17 protein-coding genes are annotated in these 17,906 nt (G+C 65.9%); 10 read left to right on the forward strand and 7 right to left on the reverse strand.

Going from position 1 to position 17,906, the window contains the following annotated elements; translation table 11 throughout:
• Positions 1-30 precede the first annotated feature (30 nt).
• From ABFK29_RS10100 to ABFK29_RS10115, 4 genes are all read left to right on the forward strand, one after another.
• On the forward strand, positions 31-597 hold the full coding sequence (locus ABFK29_RS10100; RefSeq protein ID WP_005857564.1) for a TRAP transporter small permease: 567 nt from the start codon (positions 31-33) through the stop codon (positions 595-597).
• Positions 594-1,889: a TRAP transporter large permease gene (locus ABFK29_RS10105; RefSeq protein WP_005857565.1), complete on the forward strand. Its 1,296-nt coding sequence runs from the start codon at positions 594-596 to the stop codon at positions 1,887-1,889. Before ABFK29_RS10100 ends, ABFK29_RS10105 begins: the two co-directional genes overlap by 4 nt.
• Positions 1,890-1,913: 24 nt before the next feature.
• Complete coding sequence (locus tag ABFK29_RS10110; RefSeq protein WP_005857567.1) at positions 1,914-2,747, forward strand: shikimate dehydrogenase family protein; 834 nt, start codon at positions 1,914-1,916, stop codon at positions 2,745-2,747.
• A gap of 207 nt (positions 2,748-2,954) precedes the next feature.
• Entirely contained in the window at positions 2,955-4,844 is a 1,890-nt protein-coding gene (locus tag ABFK29_RS10115) for a bifunctional sugar phosphate isomerase/epimerase/4-hydroxyphenylpyruvate dioxygenase family protein (protein ID WP_005857569.1), read from the forward strand.
• 138 nt (positions 4,845-4,982) lie between these two features.
• Here ABFK29_RS10115 and ABFK29_RS10120 read toward each other — a convergent pair whose 3' ends face one another.
• The 7 genes from ABFK29_RS10120 to chvE form a co-directional block, all read right to left on the reverse strand.
• A complete protein-coding gene (locus tag ABFK29_RS10120; protein WP_005857571.1) occupies positions 4,983-5,900 on the reverse strand; it encodes a dihydrodipicolinate synthase family protein in 918 nt (305 codons plus the stop codon).
• Between the two features lie 10 nt (positions 5,901-5,910).
• The gene (locus ABFK29_RS10125; protein WP_040604363.1) at positions 5,911-6,885 is read right to left on the reverse strand and encodes an aldose epimerase family protein; all 975 of its coding nucleotides are present in this window, start codon (positions 6,883-6,885) and stop codon (positions 5,911-5,913) included.
• 5 nt (positions 6,886-6,890) lie between these two features.
• Positions 6,891-7,814 (reverse strand): Gfo/Idh/MocA family protein, encoded by a 924-nt coding sequence (locus ABFK29_RS10130; RefSeq protein ID WP_005857575.1) that lies wholly within the window; start codon positions 7,812-7,814, stop codon positions 6,891-6,893.
• A complete protein-coding gene (gene araD, locus ABFK29_RS10135) occupies positions 7,814-9,556 on the reverse strand; it encodes an L-arabinonate dehydratase (RefSeq protein WP_005857577.1) in 1,743 nt (580 codons plus the stop codon). Before araD ends, ABFK29_RS10130 begins: the two co-directional genes overlap by 1 nt.
• 3 nt (positions 9,557-9,559) lie before the next feature.
• On the reverse strand, positions 9,560-10,792 hold the full coding sequence (mmsB, locus tag ABFK29_RS10140; RefSeq protein WP_005857579.1) for a multiple monosaccharide ABC transporter permease: 1,233 nt from the start codon (positions 10,790-10,792) through the stop codon (positions 9,560-9,562).
• Positions 10,793-10,803: 11 nt separating this feature from the next.
• Entirely contained in the window at positions 10,804-12,324 is a 1,521-nt protein-coding gene (gene mmsA / locus ABFK29_RS10145) for a multiple monosaccharide ABC transporter ATP-binding protein (protein WP_005857581.1), read from the reverse strand.
• 112 nt (positions 12,325-12,436) lie between these two features.
• Complete coding sequence (chvE, locus tag ABFK29_RS10150) at positions 12,437-13,492, reverse strand: multiple monosaccharide ABC transporter substrate-binding protein (protein WP_005857582.1); 1,056 nt, start codon at positions 13,490-13,492, stop codon at positions 12,437-12,439.
• Positions 13,493-13,634: 142 nt separating this feature from the next.
• Here chvE and ABFK29_RS10155 point away from each other — a divergent pair, with 142 nt between their 5' ends.
• From ABFK29_RS10155 to pqqE, 6 genes are all read left to right on the forward strand, one after another.
• Complete coding sequence (locus tag ABFK29_RS10155; RefSeq protein ID WP_005857584.1) at positions 13,635-14,552, forward strand: LysR family transcriptional regulator; 918 nt, start codon at positions 13,635-13,637, stop codon at positions 14,550-14,552.
• Positions 14,553-14,667: 115 nt separating this feature from the next.
• The gene (gene pqqA, locus ABFK29_RS10160; RefSeq protein ID WP_005857586.1) at positions 14,668-14,766 is read left to right on the forward strand and encodes a pyrroloquinoline quinone precursor peptide PqqA; all 99 of its coding nucleotides are present in this window, start codon (positions 14,668-14,670) and stop codon (positions 14,764-14,766) included.
• 22 nt (positions 14,767-14,788) lie between these two features.
• Positions 14,789-15,685, forward strand: coding sequence for a pyrroloquinoline quinone biosynthesis protein PqqB (gene pqqB, locus ABFK29_RS10165; protein WP_005857588.1), 897 nt, complete (start codon positions 14,789-14,791; stop codon positions 15,683-15,685).
• Positions 15,682-16,440 carry a pyrroloquinoline-quinone synthase PqqC gene (gene pqqC, locus ABFK29_RS10170; protein WP_005857589.1) on the forward strand — a complete coding sequence of 253 codons (759 nt, stop codon included), beginning with the start codon at positions 15,682-15,684 and terminating at the stop codon, positions 16,438-16,440. Before pqqB ends, pqqC begins: the two co-directional genes overlap by 4 nt.
• The gene (gene pqqD, locus ABFK29_RS10175; RefSeq protein ID WP_005857591.1) at positions 16,437-16,712 is read left to right on the forward strand and encodes a pyrroloquinoline quinone biosynthesis peptide chaperone PqqD; all 276 of its coding nucleotides are present in this window, start codon (positions 16,437-16,439) and stop codon (positions 16,710-16,712) included. Before pqqC ends, pqqD begins: the two co-directional genes overlap by 4 nt.
• Before the next feature lie 10 nt (positions 16,713-16,722).
• Positions 16,723-17,838: a pyrroloquinoline quinone biosynthesis protein PqqE gene (pqqE, locus tag ABFK29_RS10180; RefSeq protein WP_005857593.1), complete on the forward strand. Its 1,116-nt coding sequence runs from the start codon at positions 16,723-16,725 to the stop codon at positions 17,836-17,838.
• The last annotated feature ends 68 nt before the right edge of the window (positions 17,839-17,906 follow it).

Raw genomic sequence — 17,906 nt, forward strand, 5'->3', positions numbered from 1 at the left:
CCGCCGCGCCACTTTCATTGAGGGGGCACCATGCGGACCGTGACAAGGATCTTCCGGGGGATGACGGAAGGCTTCGCCGCGCTGATGATGGCGGCGATCTTCTGCACCTTCATCCTGCAGATCATCGTGCGATACGCGGTGGGCTCCGAGTGGTTTACCGCCCTTACCGGCGGCTTCATCGATGCCGCCTACTTCGGCTGGACGGTGGAATTCATCCTGGTGCTCTGGCTCTGGACGATCTTCTGGGGCAACGCCTTCGTGGTGCGGGACAGGGACCACGTGACCTTCGACATCCTCTACAACGGGGCAGGTCGCCGGGCGCGGACGGTGATGGCCGTCCTGGGCGCGGTGTTGCTGGTCGTGGCGCTTTGGTCCTCCATCGGGCCGACCTATGACCGGATGAAGCTGTTGCGGATCAAGTCGTCCGCCACGCTGCCGGTGAAGATGCTGCCCATCTATTCGATATACTTCCTGTTCCTCGGCGCCGTCGGGCTGCGCTACGCCTGGCGCGCCATCCATGTGCTGCGCCATGGCGCCGACCGGGAAGACCACATCCAGTCAACCGAAACGCCTGAGCACCGGGAAGACGCGACATGAGCATCGAACTGGTCATCATGCTTGGCACGCTGTTCCTGATGGCGGGCATCGGGATGCCCATCGCCTATGCGATCATCACGGCCGCCATGGCCTATATGGTTGCGGCGGGGTCCTCCATCGGGATCGTGGGCAAGACGCTGGTCGACGGCATCTACCAGAGCTTCCTTCTGCTCGCCGTGCCGCTGTTCATCGTGGCGGCGAACATCATGAACGCCGGGTCGATCTCGGACCGGCTGCTGAATTTCTGCATCGCCACGGTGGGCCGCTTCAAGGGCGGTCTGGGGCATGTCAACGTCATGGCATCGCTGATCTTTTCGGGCATGTCCGGCTCGGCGGTGGCGGATGCGGCGGGCATCGGCAAGATCATCATCGACATGATGCGCAAGGACGGGCGCTTCCCGGCGGGCTACGCCGCTGCGATCACCGCCGCCTCCGCCACCATCGGGCCGATCATCCCGCCGTCTATTCCTATGGTGCTTTATGCGCTGGTGTCCAATGCCTCCATCGGGGCGCTGTTCCTGGGGGGCATCCTGCCGGGCCTGATGATGGGCGGCGTGCTGATGGCGATGAACTTCTGGATCTCGCACCGCCGGGGCTTTGCCACCGAAGAGGCCGTACCGCTGCGCGACCTGCCGCGTGTCACGGGCCGGGCCTTCCCGGCGCTGCTGATGCCGGCGATCCTGCTCTACGGCATCTACGGCGGCGTCACGACGCCGACGGAGGCCGCAGCGGTCGCCGCCGCCTATGCGCTGCTGCTGAGCGTGTTCTTCTACCGCTCGCTCAAGCTGAAGACGCTCTACACGATCCTGGTGGAAAGCGCGCGGTCCTCGGCGGCGGTGGGCATCGTGATCGGCGGCGCGCTGATCCTGAACTACATCGTCGCGTCGGAAAACATCCCCTCTGCGCTGGCGGCCTATCTTGTCGATGTGAACGTGTCGCCGCTGATGTTCCTGCTGGCGGTCAACGTGCTGATCCTCCTGCTGGGCTGCCTGCTGGACGCCACGACGATCATCCTTGTCATCGTTCCGCTGTTCGTCCCGACCTGCAACCTGCTGGGCATCGACCTGGTGCATTTCGGGGTGGTGATCGTGGTGAACTGCATGATCGGGCTCATCACGCCGCCATACGGCATCCTGCTGTTCGTCATCAACGCGGTCACGGGCATCTCGCTCAAGGACATCATCGCAGAGGTGCTGCCGTTCCTGGCGGTGCTCATTGCGGCGCTGCTGGCGCTGATCTTCTTCCCGGGCATCGTGCTCTTCCTGCCGCGCCTGATGGGCTACGACGGCTGACGGAGGGGGAGGGACACCGACACCATGATTTCCGGACACACACGGCTGATCGCCCACATCGGTTACCCGACCACGTCCTTCAAGGCGCCGCTGATCTACAACCCCTATTTCGAAAGCCGGGGGATCGACGCGGTGGTGGTCCCGATGGGGTGCAAGGCAGAGGACTACCCGTCCTTCCTGCGCCATGTCTTCCGCCTGTCCAACATCCATGGCGCGCTTGTCACCATGCCGCACAAGGTGACGACCGTGGCCCTTCTGGACGAAGTGCTGACCACGGCGCGGGTCGCGGGGGCGTGCAATGCGGTGCGGCTGAGCGCGGAGGGCTACCTGCAGGGCGACATGTTCGACGGTGAGGGGTTCGTGCGCGGCGCACAGCGCAAGGGCCAGGAGATCGCGGGCCGGCGGGTGCTGGTCGTTGGCGCGGGAGGTGTCGGTTCGGCCATCGCGGCGTCGCTGGCAAAGGCCGGTGCCTCGGAGATCGCCGTCACGGACAGCTACGAGCCGATGATGAATGACCTCGCGGCCCGGCTGGAAGAGCACTATCCCGACCTCAAGGTGTCGACGGGGTCGGACGATCCGCAAGGGTTCGACATCGTGGTGAACGCCACGCCGCTCGGGATGAAACCGGGTGATGCACTGCCGATGGACGTGTCGCGCATCGCGCCGGAGACCTTTGTGGGCGAGGTGGTGATGACGCAGGAGATCACGCCGTTCCTTGCCGCCGTGCGCGATCGGGGGTGCCGGTTCCAGGTGGGCACCGACATGCTGTTCGAACAGATCCCCGCCTATCTCGAATTCTTCGGGTTTCCGGGCGCGACGGCCGAGGAACTGCGGGACGTGGCGCGGATTTCGTACTGACGGCGGCGCGGTCCGACGGCGCGGCAGGATGGGCGAGGGGGGTGCTTGCTGGCGGCTGCGCCACCAGTGCAGAGTGCGCGAAACGCCCGCGGCCACGACGGGACGGCCCGGACCGCCGCGACAAGGTGAACGGGAACGGGACCGGGGACGGGCAGGAAGACAATTCAAACCGCGAGGCGCGCGTGCCTTGCATTGGGAAGGCGGCTGATGAAGACCTCTATCGCGACAGTGTCGATTTCGGGAAACCTGCGGGAAAAGCTGGCTGCCATCGCAAAGGCGGGCTTTACCGGCATCGAGATCTTCGAGCAGGACTTTATCGCCGACGAAGGAACGCCGCGCGAGATCGGCAACATGATCCGCGACCACGGGCTGGAGATCACCCTGTTCCAGCCGTTCCGCGATTTCGAAGGCCTGCCGGGCGGTCTGCGGGAGAAGGCCTTCGACCGGGCGAAGCACAAGTTCGACACGATGGTTGAGCTGGGCACCGACCTGGTCCTGATGTGTTCCTCCTGCCATCCGGAGGCGCTTGGCGGGATCGACCGGGCGGCGGACGACTTTGCCGAACTGGGCGCCATCGCGGCCGAGCGCGGCGTGCGCGTGGGTTACGAGGCGCTGGCCTGGGGCCGTCATGTCAACGATCACCGCGACGCGTGGGAGGTGGTGCGCCGGGCGGACCATCCCAACATCGGTCTGATCCTCGACAGTTTCCACACGCTGGCCCGCAAGATCGATCCGGAAACCATCCGGCGCATTCCCGGCGACAAGATCTTTTTCGTGCAGCTTGCGGACGCGCCGCTGATCGACATGGACTTGCTGTACTGGTCGCGCCATTTCCGGAACATGCCGGGCGAGGGCGACCTGCGGGTGGCCGATTTCATGCGCGCGGTCGCGGCGACGGGATATGACGACTGGATCAGCCTGGAGATCTTCAACGACCAGTTCCGGGGCGGCAGTGCCGAGGGTCTGTCGCGGGACGGGTATCGTTCGCTCGTGGCGCTGATGGACGAGGTGGCCAAGACCGAACCGGGTCTGGCCATCGGTGTGCCGAAACTGCCGGATCCGGTGCGGGTCGAGGGCGTGGCTTTCATCGAGTTCGCCACGCGCGGCAAGGAGGCGGAAGCGCTGGCCGGCCTGCTGGCGGCGATGGGGTTCGCGCATGTGGGCGATCACATCTCGAAGAAGCTGGCGCTCTGGCAACAGGGCGAGATCCGCGTGGTGCTGAACGGCGAGGAGACCGGCTATGCCGACACGGCCTACACGCTGCACGGCACCTCGATCTGCGATGTCGGCCTGCAGGTGTCGAGCGCCGCGGACACCGTGACCCGGGCCGAGGCGCTGGCCGCCACGCCCTTCTCCCAGCCGGTGGGACCGGGCGAGCTGGAGATCCCTGCGATCCGCAGTGTCGGCGGGTCGGTGATGCACTTCATCGACGCGGCGAGCGGGCTGGCGGATGTCTGGGACGTGGAGTTCACCGGCACAGGCGAGACGGCTTCGGGCGGGGCGGGGCTGACCCGGATCGACCATGTCGCCGAGACGATGAACTACGACGAGATGCTGAGCTGGGCGCTGTTCTACACCTCGATCTTCGATATGAACCGCGCGCCGATGGTCGATGTGATCGACCCCGACGGACTGGTCCGCAGCCGGGCGATCCGGACGCCGGACGGCGCCATGCGGATCACGCTGAACGGGGCCGAGACGCACCGGACCCTGGCCGGGTCCTTCCTGGCCGAGAGCTTCGGTGGCGCGGTGCAGCACGTGGCGTTTTCCACCGACGACATCTTTGCCACGGCGGCGCGCATGGCGGAGGCCGGTTTCCGGCCCCTGCCGATGACGGGCAACTACTACGACGACCTCGCGGCGCGCTTCACGCTGTCGGACGAGCGTCTGGCGGAGATGAAGGCGCATCACATCCTCTATGACGAGGACGCGTCGGGGGCGTTCTACCAGTTCTACGGCCGCCCCTTCGCGGGCGGGCTGTTCTTCGAGGTGGTTCAGCGCGAGGGCGGCTACGAAGGCTACGGCGCGCCGAACGCGCCGTTCCGGATCGCCGCGCAGAAACGGATCATCGGACCCAAGGGCATGCCGCGGCTCTGACCTGCGGGCCCGGCAATTTAAATGGGCGCGCTGACGCGCGCGCCCGTTGTCTCGTCGGCGGCCTCAGGCCTTCTCCTCGGGTGGCCTCCGGCGGAGGTATTTGGGCCAAGATGAAGGCCTGCGCGCCGCGCTGTCAGCTCACTTGCCCCATTTCAGCGCGATCAGGTCGAGTTCGCGGGCCAGCGACAGGAGGCGGTCCCTGGTGCGCGGCGACAGCGGTTTCAGCGGGTGGCGGACGAAATCGGAGCCGATCACGCCGCCTTCCATCATCACCGTCTTGGTGGCGCGCAGGCCGCATTGGCGGTTTTCGTGGTTGATGAGCGGCAGGCAGAGTTTCCAGCGGTCGAGCGCCGCGTCGTGGTTGCCGGCGAGGTATTCGGTGACGATGGGGCGGATCTTTTCCGGTTGCAGCGCCGAGGTCATCGTGCCGGTGCAGCCCGCGTCGAGGTCGGCGAGCAGCGTCACCGCTTCCTCACCGTCGAAGGGGCCTGCGATGTGGTCGCCGCCGGCTTCGATCAGCGCGGCGAGCTTGTCGGCGGCGAAGGGGGTTTCCATCTTGAAGTAGGAGACGTTCTCGATCTCCTGCGCCATCTTGACGAGAAGCGGCACGGGCAGCGAGACACCGGAGAGCGGCGCGTCCTGCACCATGATCGGGATGGAGATGGCGTCCGAGACGGCGGCGAAATGTTCGAAGATGCCGTCGGGGGAGGGCACGAGGCCCACGCCGTGGTAGGGCGGCATCATCATCAGCATCGCGGCGCCCTGGGACTGTGCCTCTGTCGCGCGGGCCTTGACCACGTCGGTGGAGAAGTGACTGACGGTGACGATCACCGGGACGCGACCCGCCACATGGTCGAGGCTGACCTTGGTCAGGGTGGCGCGTTCGGCGTCGGACAGCAGGAACTGCTCGGAATAGTTGGCCAGGATGCAGATCGCGTCCACGCCCTGGTCGATCATGCAGTCGAGGACGCGGGTCATGCCTTCGGGGTCGATGCGGCCATCGGCGTGGAACGGGGTGGGGGCGACGGGCAGGATGCCGGTAAGGGGCGTTTTCATGATGAGTCCTTCACGATATGCGGGTCACGGCAAAGCGCGAGACCTGTCGGTAGGTCTGGCCGGGCACGAGCGCGGCCGACGGAAAATCCGGGCGGTTGGGTGCATCGGGCCAGGTCTGCGGCTCGATGGCGATCCCGGCATTGCGGGTGCAGGGGGCGCCGCCGTGGCCTTCGAACGGGGCGGTGTCGATTCCGCCGCCGGTATAGACCTGCAGGCCCGGCTCGGTGGTCGAGAGGTCGAGGCGCAGGCGGTCGGTTTCGAGGGCCAGAACCGGGCGCATGCCGACGCGTCTGTCGGACAGGCAGAAGTTGTGGTCGAGGTCCGAGTCGGGCGTCCTTGCGGTGCGGTAGTCGAAGGCGGTTCCGTCGACCGGGACAGGCGTGCCCAGCGGGATCATCGCGGCGTCCACGGGCAGGTAGCTTTCGGCATGGACGGTCATCCGGTGGGCGGAGACGTCCGGTGTTCCGTCGAGCGTCCAGTAGCCGTGGAACGCCGGATTGAAGACGGTTTCGCGGTCGCTCTGTGCGGTGATCTCGACGGTCAGCGCGCCCGTGTCGTCCAGTGCGTAATAGACGGTGACGCCGATGTTGCCGGGAAAGCCGCCGAGCCCGTCCGGGTGATTGAGCGAGAGGGTGACGTCGGTGACCGTGGCCGAGACGACGGTCCAGTTGCGCTGTCCGAAGCCCTTTGGGCCGCCGTGCAGCGTGGTGGTGCCGTTTTCGTTGCGGTCGAGTGTGCAGGGCGTGCCCGCGACGGTCATACGCCCGCCGGCGATGCGGTTGGCCACGGGGCCGACGATGGCGCCGTAATACAGCATCGGGCCGAGGTAGGCGTCGAAGTCTTCGGACCCGAGCACAAGCGCATGGGCGAAGCCGTCCAGCCGGAAGTCTGTCAGGCTGGCGCCCCAGCTCATGATGCGGGCCATGGCGCCGCCGTTCGCGATGGTCATGCGTCTCAGCGGCGTGCCGTCCGGGGTCATCTCCATCCGGGTCACCAGTCGAACCGGGGGGCCGCGATGCGGCGTCCCAGGAGGAAAGCGTCGGCGACGTGGCACAGCGGGGCGAGGTCCATGTCGATGCCGCCACTGGCGACAAGCTCGGCCATCTGGGCGTAGAGCCGGGGGTATTCGCCGCTGAGGCCGGGCCGCGCATCGTGCGTCTGGCCGTCGATTGTCAGGGTGCCGCCGCCGTTTTCGAGCAGCATGTGGCCTGTGTCGGTCTCTGCCTCGATGGTCCAGGTGGGAGTGCCCGGCTCCAGCCAGTCCAGATCCATGGTGACCTCGGCGCCGTCGGGGTGGTGGAAGGCGCATTGCGCGGCGATCGGCGTGTCGCGGTTTTCGGGGAAGTGCAGTTCGGCCCCGGTCAGGTGCACAGGAACGGGCAGGATTTCCGTCAGGATGGACAGCGCGTTGATGCCGGGATCGAAGACGCCGAGGCCGCCCGCCTCGAACACCCAGTCCTGTCCGGGATGCCATTGCCGGACGTCTTCGCGCCAGCGGATGGCGAGCTTGCGCAGCCGCCTGTCGCTGAGCCAGTCCTTCGCCGCGGCGACCTTGTCGGCTTGCCGGGAGTGCCAGGTGGCATAAAGCGAGACGCGATGCTTGCGGGCGAGTGCTTCGAGCGTGTGGCATTCCGAGAGCGTGGCGCCCGGGGGTTTCTCCAGCATGACGTGCCGCCCGGCCAGGATCGCCTTCTGCGCGTAGTCGAAACGGGGGACAGGGGGCAGGCAGAGCGAGACGACGCGGATCTCGGGCCGCTCCTCCAGCATGGTGTCGAAGTCGGTGAAGGCGGGAACGCCCTTGACCGTGCCATGGCGCGACACCGTCGCCGCGAGTTCCCAGTCCGGGTTGTCCGAGATGGCGGGGATGTGCTGGTCCACCGCGATCTTGCCGATGCCGACGAGTGCGATTTCCATCAATGCGAGTCCTTTCCGACCGGCGCACCGCGGCAGCCCTTGAGAAAGTCCAGGTCGGCCCCGGTGTCGGCGCCCTGCACGTGCTGCTGGTGCAGCCAGGCATAGCCGCTGTCCGGCCGTTCGTGGATCGGCGTCCACTCGGCCAGACGTGCGGAGAGTTCGTCGTCGCTGATCTCCAGGTGCAGGCGGCGGGCAGCCACGTCCACCTCGATCATGTCGCCTGTGCGAACCACGGCCAGCGGACCGCTGGCGGCGGCTTCGGGCGAGGTGTGCAGGATCACGGTGCCATAAGCGGTGCCGGACATGCGCGCGTCGGAAATGCGGATCATGTCCTTGATCCCCTTCTTCAGCACCTTGGGCGGCAGGCCCATGTTGCCGACCTCGGCCATGCCGGGATAGCCCTTGGGTCCGCAGTTCTTCAGGACCATGATGCAGGTCTCGTCGATGTCGAGCGCGTCGTCGTTGATCTGCGCCTTGTAGTCGTCGATGTCCTCGAAGACCACGGCGCGCCCCCGGTGCTGCATCAGGTGTGGCGAGGCGGCAGAGGGTTTCAGGACGGCGCCCTTCGGCGCCAGGTTGCCCTTCAACACGGCGATGCCGCCCTGCGCCGTCAGCGGTTTGTCGGCGGGCAGGATCACGTCCTCGTTCCAGTTCTTCGCATCCCTGACCTCGTCCCAGATGGTGGAGCCCGAGACGGTCAGCGCGTCCTTGTGCAGCTTGTCCGCCTCGCCCAGACGTTTCAGCACGACCGGCAGGCCGCCGGCGTAGAAGAACTCTTCCATCAGGTACTTGCCGGAGGGTTGCAGGTTCAGGATCGTGGCCACGTCGCGCCCGCAGCGGTCCCAGTCGTCCAGCGTGATATCGACGCCGGTCCGGCCCGCGATGGCGAGCAGGTGCACGACGGTGTTGGTCGAACCGCCGACCGCGCCGTTGCAGCGGATCGCGTTCTCGAAGGCTTCGCGGGTCAGGATGTCGGAGGGTTTCAGGTCGTCCTTGACCATCTGCACGATGCGGCGGCCCGACAGTTGCGCCATCACGCGGCGGCGCGAGTCCACGGCGGGGATCGCGGCGTTGCCGGACAGCGCCATGCCGAGCGCCTCGGACATGGAGGCCATCGAGGACGCGGTGCCCATGGTGTTGCAGGTGCCGGAGGAGCGCGTCACGGCGGCCTCGGCATCGAGGAATTCCTGTTGGGTCATCTCGCCGGCCTTCACGGCCTCCGAGAAGCGCCAAAGGTGCGTACCCGCGCCGACCCGTTCGCCTTGGAACCAGCCGTTCAGCATCGGCCCGCCGGTCACCACGATGGAGGGCAGGTCGCAGGAGGCAGCGGCCATCAGCAGCGACGGCGTGGTCTTGTCGCAGCCGACCATCAGCACGCAGCCGTCGATCGGCTGGCCCCTGATCTGTTCCTCGATCGACAGGGCGGCGAGGTTGCGGAACATCATCGCCGTGGGGCGGAAGGTGTTCTCGGACGCGGAGAAGACGGGCACCTCGACCGGGAAGCCGCCGGCCTCCCAGATGCCTGCTTTCACCTTCTCGGCAAGTTCGCGCAGGTGGCCGTTGCACGGGGTGAGGTCGGACCATGTGTTGAGGACGCCGATGATCGGGCGACCGTCGAACAGGTCCTCCGGATAGCCCTGGTTCTTCAGCCAGCCACGGTGATAGATGACGTCCTTGGTGGTTCCGCCGTACCATTCCTGCGACCGCAGCCTGCGTGGCCATTCTGCCGGTTTGAAACTCATGACTCAGCCCTGCCTAGATTTGTTGTAGACGTCGAAGATGACGGCGGCCAGAAGCACCAGCCCCTTGATCATCTGCTGGTAGTCGATGCCGATGCCCATGATCGACATGCCGTTGTTCAGCACCCCCATCAGGAAGGCGCCGACGACCGCGCCGACGATCTTGCCCACACCGCCGGACATGGACGCGCCGCCGATGAAGACCGCCGCGATCACGTCGAGTTCCAGCGCGAACCCGGCCTTCGGCGTCGCGGTGTTCAGGCGGGCGGCGAACACCAGCCCTGCGGCGGCGGCAAGGATCCCCATGTTGAGGAAGGCGAGGAAGGTCAGCCGTTCGGTCTTGATCCCCGAGAGCTTCGCGGCCTTCTGGTTTCCGCCGAGCGCATAGATGCGGCGCCCGATGACGGTGCGTTCGGTGAGGAATGCGTAGATGATCGTCAGCACGCCCATGGTGATCAGCACGTTCGGCAGACCCCGGAAGGTCGAGAGCTTGTACATGATGAAGACCAGCGCGGCGCTGACGATGACAGTGCGCGCCACGAAGAAGCTGCGCGGCTCGTCCTCCACCCCGTAGGCCTTGTTGCGGGCGCGCTTGCGCATTCCGGACCAGATCACGAAGGCCGCGGCGGCGACCCCCGTCAGCAGCGCCAGAACGTTGACCTTGCGGGCGTCGAACAGCGGGGCGAGCGTTTCGCCGATGCCCGCCGGAAAGAGGTCGGGCACGAAGCCGTTGGCGATGGTCTGGAACTCACGCGGGAAGGGGCCGACCGATTGCCCTTCGAGCAGCCACAGCGACAATCCGCGGAACACCAGCATGCCCGCCAGCGTGACGATGAAGGAGGGGATTTTCCAATAGGCGACCCAGTACCCCTGCGCCGCGCCGATCAGCCCGCCGACCGCAAGGCAGACCACGATGGTCAACAGCCAGTTGACCTCCCAGTTGACGATCATCACCGCCGCCAGCGCGCCGATGAACCCCATGACCGAGCCGACCGACAGGTCGATGTTGCCCGACACGATGACCACCAGCATGCCAAGCGCCATGATGATGATATAACTGTTCTGCAACAGCAGGTTGGTGATGTTCACCGGTTTCAGCAGCACGCCGTCGGTGACAAGCTGGAAGAACGCCATGATCGCGATCAGCGCGAACAGCAGCCCGTATTCGCGCAGGTGCCCGGCGAGGTATTCGCCGACGCCCTTGCGCGCGTCCGCGTCCTGAGATTCTGCAAGAGCCATGCCCTGTCTCCCTATTCCGTCACGATGAGCGACATGATGCGCTCCTGACTGGCCTCGGCGGCGTCAAGCTCGCCCACCAGTTCGCCTTCGTTCATCACGTAGATCCGGTCGCACATGCCCAGGAGTTCCGGCATCTCGGACGAGATCATGAGGACCCCTTTGCCCTGCGCGCTCAGATCGTTGATGATCCCGTAGATTTCGAATTTCGCGCCGACGTCGATGCCGCGCGTGGGTTCGTCGAGGATCAGCACCTCCGGCCCCGCGAACAGCCACTTCGACAGCACCACCTTCTGCTGGTTGCCGCCCGACAGGTTCATCACCTTCTGGAAGACGGACGGCGTGCGGATGTTCATCGCGCGGCGATATTTCTCGGAGACCTGCGTCTCCTCGTTCTCGTTAAGGATGCCGCCCGACGACACGCCCGGCAGGTTCGCCAGCGTCACGTTGCGGCTGATCGGCTCTTCGAGGATCAGGCCGAGGCTTTTCCGGTCCTCGGTCACATATGCGAGGCCCGCGTCGATGGCGCGGTCGATCTTCGAGACATCGACGTCGCGGCCCTTGATCCGGACATTGCCCGTGATGTTCCGACCGTAGCTGTGCCCGAAGATGCTCATGGCGAGCTCGGTGCGGCCCGAACCCATCAGCCCGGCGATGCCCACGACTTCGCCCGCGCGCACGTTGAACTGCGCGTTGTGGATGACCTGGCGGTCGGCGTGTTCGGCGTGCCAGACGTTCCAGTCGGACACCTCCATCAGCATGTCGCCGGCCCGGCGGGTGCGTTCCGGATAGCGGTGCGCCATGTCCCGGCCCACCATGTCGCGCACGATGGCGGCTTCGGTGATCGGCTGCGCACGGGCGTCCATGGTCGAAACGGTCGAACCGTCGCGTATGACGGTCACGCTGTCGGCCACGCGGCGGACTTCGTTCAGCTTGTGGCTGATGATGATCGAGGTGACGCCCTGCGCCTTGAGTTCCAGCATCAGATCCAGAAGTGCCTGGCTGTCGGATTCCGACAGGGCGGCGGTCGGCTCGTCGAGGATCAGCAGCCGGACTTCCTTGGACAGCGCCTTGGCGATCTCCACCAGTTGCTGCTTTCCGACGCCCAGCTTGTCGACCATCGTCGTCGGCGCCTCACGCAGTCCGACTTTCTTCAGCAGCTCGCCGGTCATGCGGTTCGTCGCGTTCCAGTCGATCACGCCGTTCGTCGCGCGTTCGTTGCCGAGAAAGACGTTCTCGGCAATCGACAGCAGCGGGACCAGGGCCAGCTCCTGGTGGATGATGATGATGCCCCTGGACTCGCTGTCCGAGATGTCGCGGAACTGGGCCAGTTCGCCGTCGTAGTGGATTTCGCCGTCGTAGGTGCCTGCGGGGTAGACACCCGACAGCACCTTCATGAGGGTCGATTTGCCGGCGCCGTTTTCGCCGACGAGCGCGTGGATCTCGCCTTGCCGGACGGTCAGGGTCACCTCGTCGAGGGCCTTCACGCCGGGAAAGGTCTTGGTGATCCCGCGCATTTCGAGAAGTGCGGACATGGCTGCCTTCCAATGCGCCGCAGGCGGACGGCGGTGCGCCCGGGCGTGCGGTCTGCATGAGAGAAAATGGCCTGCCCGCACAAAGCGTCCGGACAGGCCCGGGGGAGCGATCTTACTTGATCTGGTCCATGGTGTAGTAGCCGGAGTCGATCAGGCGTTCCTCCCAGTTCTCCTTGGTCACCGGCAGCGGCTCCAGCAGGTAGGAGGGCACGACCTTCACGCCGTTGTCGTAGGTCGAGGTGTCGTTGATCTCCGGCTCGCCGCCCGCCAGCAGTGCGTCGACCATGCCCACGGTCACACCGGCCAGCGACCGGGTGTCCTTGAAGATGGTGGAGTACTGCTCGTCCGCGAGGATCGACTTGACGGAGGGGACCTCCGCGTCCTGGCCGGTCACGATCGGCATCTTCATGTCGCCGGAGCCGTAGCCCACGCCCTTGAGCGAGGACAGGATGCCGATGGAAAGGCCGTCGTAGGGCGACAGCACGCCGTGCACCTGCTTGTCGGTGTAGTTGGCGGACAGGAGGTTATCCATGCGCGCCTGTGCCACCGCACCGTCCCAGCGCAGCGTGCCGACCGTATCCATACCCATCTGGCCCGAGACGATCTCGATGGAGCCGTCGTCGATCAGCGGCTGGAGGACCGACATCGCGCCGTCGTAGAAGAAGTAGGCGTTGTTGTCGTCCGGAGAGCCGCCGAAGAGTTCCACGTTCCAGGGCTTGGTGTCCGGGTAACGTTCCTTCAGGCCGTCGACCAGCGTGGTGGCCTGTTGGACGCCGACCTTGAAGTTGTCGAAGGTGGCGTAGTAGTCGACGTTCCCGCTGTCGCGGATCAGGCGGTCGTAGGCGATGACCTTGATGCCGGACGCGGCGGCGTTTTCCAGTGCGTTCGACAGGGTGGTGCCGTCGATGGCGGCGATCACCAGCACGTCGACGCCCTTGGTGATCATGTTTTCGATCTGAGCGAGCTGGTTCGGGATGTCATCCTCGGCGTATTGCAGGTCGGTCTCGTAGCCCGCTTCGTTGAACTGTTCGACCATGGACTCGCCGTCCGAGATCCAGCGCGCGGACGATTTCGTGGGCATTGCAATGCCGACGGTGCCGTCGGCCAGGGCGGCGGATGCGAACAGCGCAATGGCGCTGGCCGAAGCCAGGATTGTCTTGAATTTCATGATGTTCCTCCACTGTGTGCGCCTGCTTCTTTGTCTCGGCGCCGGGTCTGATGAGTGCCCACGCGAGAGCTAACAGTCTACGTGCATAACCTTCAAATCCAATTTATGCTGATCTGCATAACGAAAATGATATGAGGTCCGGATGAACGTTCTGCATCGTCTGAAACCGTCGCAACTGAACCTGATCCTCCGGATCGCCGAGACCGGCCAGTTGCAGCGGGCGGCGCAGATGGCGGGGATGTCGCAACCGGCGGCGTCACGCTTGTTAGGCGAAATCGAGCAGCGGGCAGGGGGCGCGCTTTTCCACCGGACTCCCAAAGGGATGCAGGCGACCCCGCTGGGCGAGATCGTGTCCCGCCGAGCGCAGGTCATCCTTGAGGAATACGACGCGCTTGAGCGTGAAGCGCGGCGCATCACCACCGGCGAGATGGGGCAGGTGCGCGTCGGCGCGGTCACCGGCCCGGCCGTCGGACTGATCGTGCCCGCGGTGCGCCGGGCAAAAGCCGCGGCCCCCGATATCGAGATGACGATCGAGGTCGGCCCGTCGACCGAGTTGGTGCGCGGGCTGGTCGAGGGGCGCTTCGACTTCGTGATTTCGCGTCTGCCCGCGGAACACGACAGCCGCGACTTCCGCCTGCATCCGGCGCGGAGCGAGATCGTGTCGCTGCTGGTCCGGCCCGGTCATCCGCTGGCCGGACGGACAAAGGTCACGCTGGAAGAGCTTCAGGAATACGAGTGGGTTGTGCAGGAGATCGGGTCGCCCATCCGGCAGGCCGTCGAGAGTGCCTTCCATGAGCGGGGGCTGGGCGGGCCACAAAGGATCACCAATTCCTCGTCGCTTCTCGTGGTGCTGTCGCTGCTTGAAGGCACCGACACGATCGCACCGCAGGCGATGGAAGTGGCACAGATGCTGACGACGGGGCAGGCGGCGCTGGGGATCGCCTCGCTCAATCTGGCAGAGCCGATCTCGGTGCCGCCGTGCTTCATCATCCGCAACCGCTTTCGCCCGTTGGCCGCGGCGTCCGAACGTGTGCTGCAGGCGGTTCTGGAACTGCTGTAACGGAGGGACCCGCGACCTTCGTCTGTGCCGTTCTTAGATTATAAGAATGGCTTGGGACGGGGCGACGCATGCAGTCTTGGATCACTGAAACCGGTCAGGACAAGGAGACACCGACATGGCATGGACAAAGCCGAAGATCCGCGAAATCGAGTGCGGCATGGAAATCAACATGTACGGGCCGGACGGCGAAGAAGAGCGCGAAGTGCTGTTCTGAGCGCGGCGCGCGGAGGCTGTCGATGGCGTTTCGCGCACTCATCCTCGGCGCTGCGGCGGGCGGTGGCCTGCCGCAGTGGAACTGCGGATGCGAGAACTGTACCCTTGCGAGGGCGGGCGAAATTCCACGACAGACGCAGTCTTCGCTGGCGGTGACCGGCAACGGCACCGACTGGGCGATCCTCAACGCCTCGCCGGACATCCGGCAGCAGATGGCCGATGCGGCGCCGCTGCATCCGACCGGCCTGCGCAGCCTGCCGCTGCATTCGGTGCTGGTGACGAACGGCGACATCGACCACGTGGCCGGGCTGCTGACCCTGCGGGAAATGCAGCCCTTCACGCTGTTCGCGACGCCCGTGATCCAGGCGGTGCTGAAGAGCAACCCGATCTTCGACGCGTTGCATCGCGACGTGGTCAGCCGCTCCTCCATCGCGTTGGGGGTGCCGTTCGAACTGGCCCCCGGGCTGATGGCGGAGCTCTTCCCGGTGCCGGGCAAGGTGCCGCTCTACCTCGAAGGGGAGAGGGTGGAGACCGGCGAGATCGGAGAGAACACGGTGGGTGTGGCCCTGAGCGGCGGTGGTCGACGGGTCTGTTACATCCCCGGCTGCGCCATGCTGAACGACGACCTGCGCACGCGGCTGGCGGGCGCCGACCTCGTGTTGTTCGACGGCACGCTCTGGCGCGACGACGAGATGGTGCGTGCCGGGCTGGGGGCCAAGACGGGTAAGCGCATGGGTCACATGTCCATGTCAGGCGAAGACGGCTCCATCGCGGCATTCCGGGACATCGACGTGCGCCACAAGGTCTTTGTCCACATGAACAACACCAACCCGGTCCTGCGCCCCGGTTCGGCGGAACGGGCCGAGGCACAATCCGGTGGCTGGACCATCGGCCAGGACGGCATGGAGATCGTGTTATGACCAAGGCACCGCAATCGCGCGACGCGTTCGAAGCCCGGCTGCGCCAGATCGGAGCGGAGCGATATCACGACCTGCATCCGTTCCACGACCGTCTGCACGGTGGGCAGTGTACCATGGAGGAGGTGCAGGCCTGGGTCATCAACCGCTACTACTACCAGCACTCGATCCCGATGAAGGACGCGGCCTTCATGTCCCGGGTGGAGGACCCTGATTTGCGCCGCGCGTGGAGGTCGCGGATGGAGGATCACGACGGAACCGCCGACAACGAAGGCGGCATAAGGCGCTGGCTGCGGCTGGCGGAGGCGGTGGGTCTGGATCCCGACTACGTCTCGACGACAGAGGGCGTCCTGCCCGCAACGAAGTTCGCGGTGGACGCCTACGTCCGTTTCGTCCGCGAAAAGACCCTGCTCGAAGCGGTGGCGGCATCACTCACGGAACTCTTCGCACCGAAGATCCACGCCAACCGCATCGAGGGACTGCTGAAGAATTACGCCTTCGCCGACGACTCCTCGCTGTCGTATTTCCGCAACCGGTTGAAAGAAGCGCCGAAGGATGTGGCCTTTGGGCTGGCCTGGGTGCTGGACCATGCCGACACCGCCGAGAAGCAGGACGTGGCGGCCAGGGCGCTGATCTTCAAGACGGATGTTCTGTGGTCCCAACTCGACGCGCTGTGGGGCGCCTACGTCGAGCCGCGGCGCATTCCGCCCGGCGCGTGGCAGCCCGGAACGGGGCAGCTCTTGCGGCAGGCGTCATGATCGGCGCGGGCGACATTCCCGTCCTGCCGCGCGGCGTCCGGCTGCACTTCGACAAGGTCCGGGACGGTTGGGTGCTTCTTGCCCCGGAGCGGGCGATCATGCTCGACATGGTCGGCCACGCGGTTCTGTCGGAGGTCGATGGCATCCGTACCTTGGATCAGATCATCCGCGCCCTGGCCGAGAAATACGCCGCCCCGCCCGAAGAGATCGCGAAAGACAGCGCCGGGTTTCTCGGTGCCTTGCGTGACCGGCGGTTCCTGGAGGTGACATGAAGGAGGCGGCATGAAGATCGCACCCCCCATCGCGATGCTGGCGGAACTGACGCACCGCTGTCCGCTGTCCTGCCCGTACTGCTCCAACCCCGTCGACTTGGCGCGGCAGGAGGCAGAGTTGGACACCGCCACCTGGTCCCGCGTGTTCCGCGAGGCGGCGGAGATGGGCGTCCTGCAACTGCACCTGTCGGGCGGGGAGCCGGCCTCTCGCCGCGATCTGGCCGACCTCGTGGACGCAGCGCGGGACGCGGGCCTTTACACCAACCTCATCACCTCCGGCATCGGTCTGACGGAGAAGCGGTTGCAGGCGCTGGACGAAGCCGGCCTGGATCACGTCCAGTTGTCGTTGCAGGGGACGACGGCGCAAATGGCGGATGCGGTGGGCGGCTATCGCGGCGGCTTCGACCGGAAGATGCAGGTGGCGGGGTGGATCGGCCGGATCGGCTTTCCGCTGACCCTGAACGCGGTCCTGCACCGTCACAACCTTCACCAGTTGCCGCGTGCGTTGGAGATGGCGGTGGAGATGGGGGCCCGGCGGATCGAGGTGGCGACCGTGCAGTTCCACGGTTGGGCGTTGAAGAACCGGTCCGAACTGATGCCGACAAAGGCGCAGGCACGCGAGGCGACCCGCATCGTGGCAGAGGCGCGCGCGGCGCTGAAAGGCACGCTGGTCATCGACTACGTCCCGGCGGACTACCACGAGGACTACCCCAAGCGCTGCATGGGCGGCTGGGGCTCGTCCGGTCTGAACGTGGCCCCGGACGGCCAGGTGTTGCCCTGCCACGCCGCGCAGATCATCCCCGGGCTCCGCTTCGATTCCGTGCGCGACAGGCCCTTGTCGGAGATCTGGTACGGCGGGCAGGCGTTCAACGCCTACCGTAGCACCGACTGGATGCAGGACCCCTGTACATCGTGCGAGCGCAAGACGAAGGACCACGGCGGATGCCGCTGCCAGGCCATGGGCCTCCTGGGCGATCCGAATGCCACGGACCCGGTCTGCGTGAAGTCCCCGCATCATGCGTGGCTGAAGGCGCAGACCGAGGGTGAGCTTGCCGATGCGGATGCCGGGATGGACACGGCCAGGCTGACCTACCGGGCGCTCCCGATGAAGGCGCCAGCGGGCTGAGCGACGACGGGGCAGGGCGCACGGACCGAACACACTGAAAAGGCCGGGATGTTGCGGAACATCCCGGC

Origin of the sequence: Sagittula stellata E-37, assembly GCF_039724765.1 — a bacterium.
In the GTDB taxonomy this organism is placed as follows: domain Bacteria; phylum Pseudomonadota; class Alphaproteobacteria; order Rhodobacterales; family Rhodobacteraceae; genus Sagittula; species Sagittula stellata.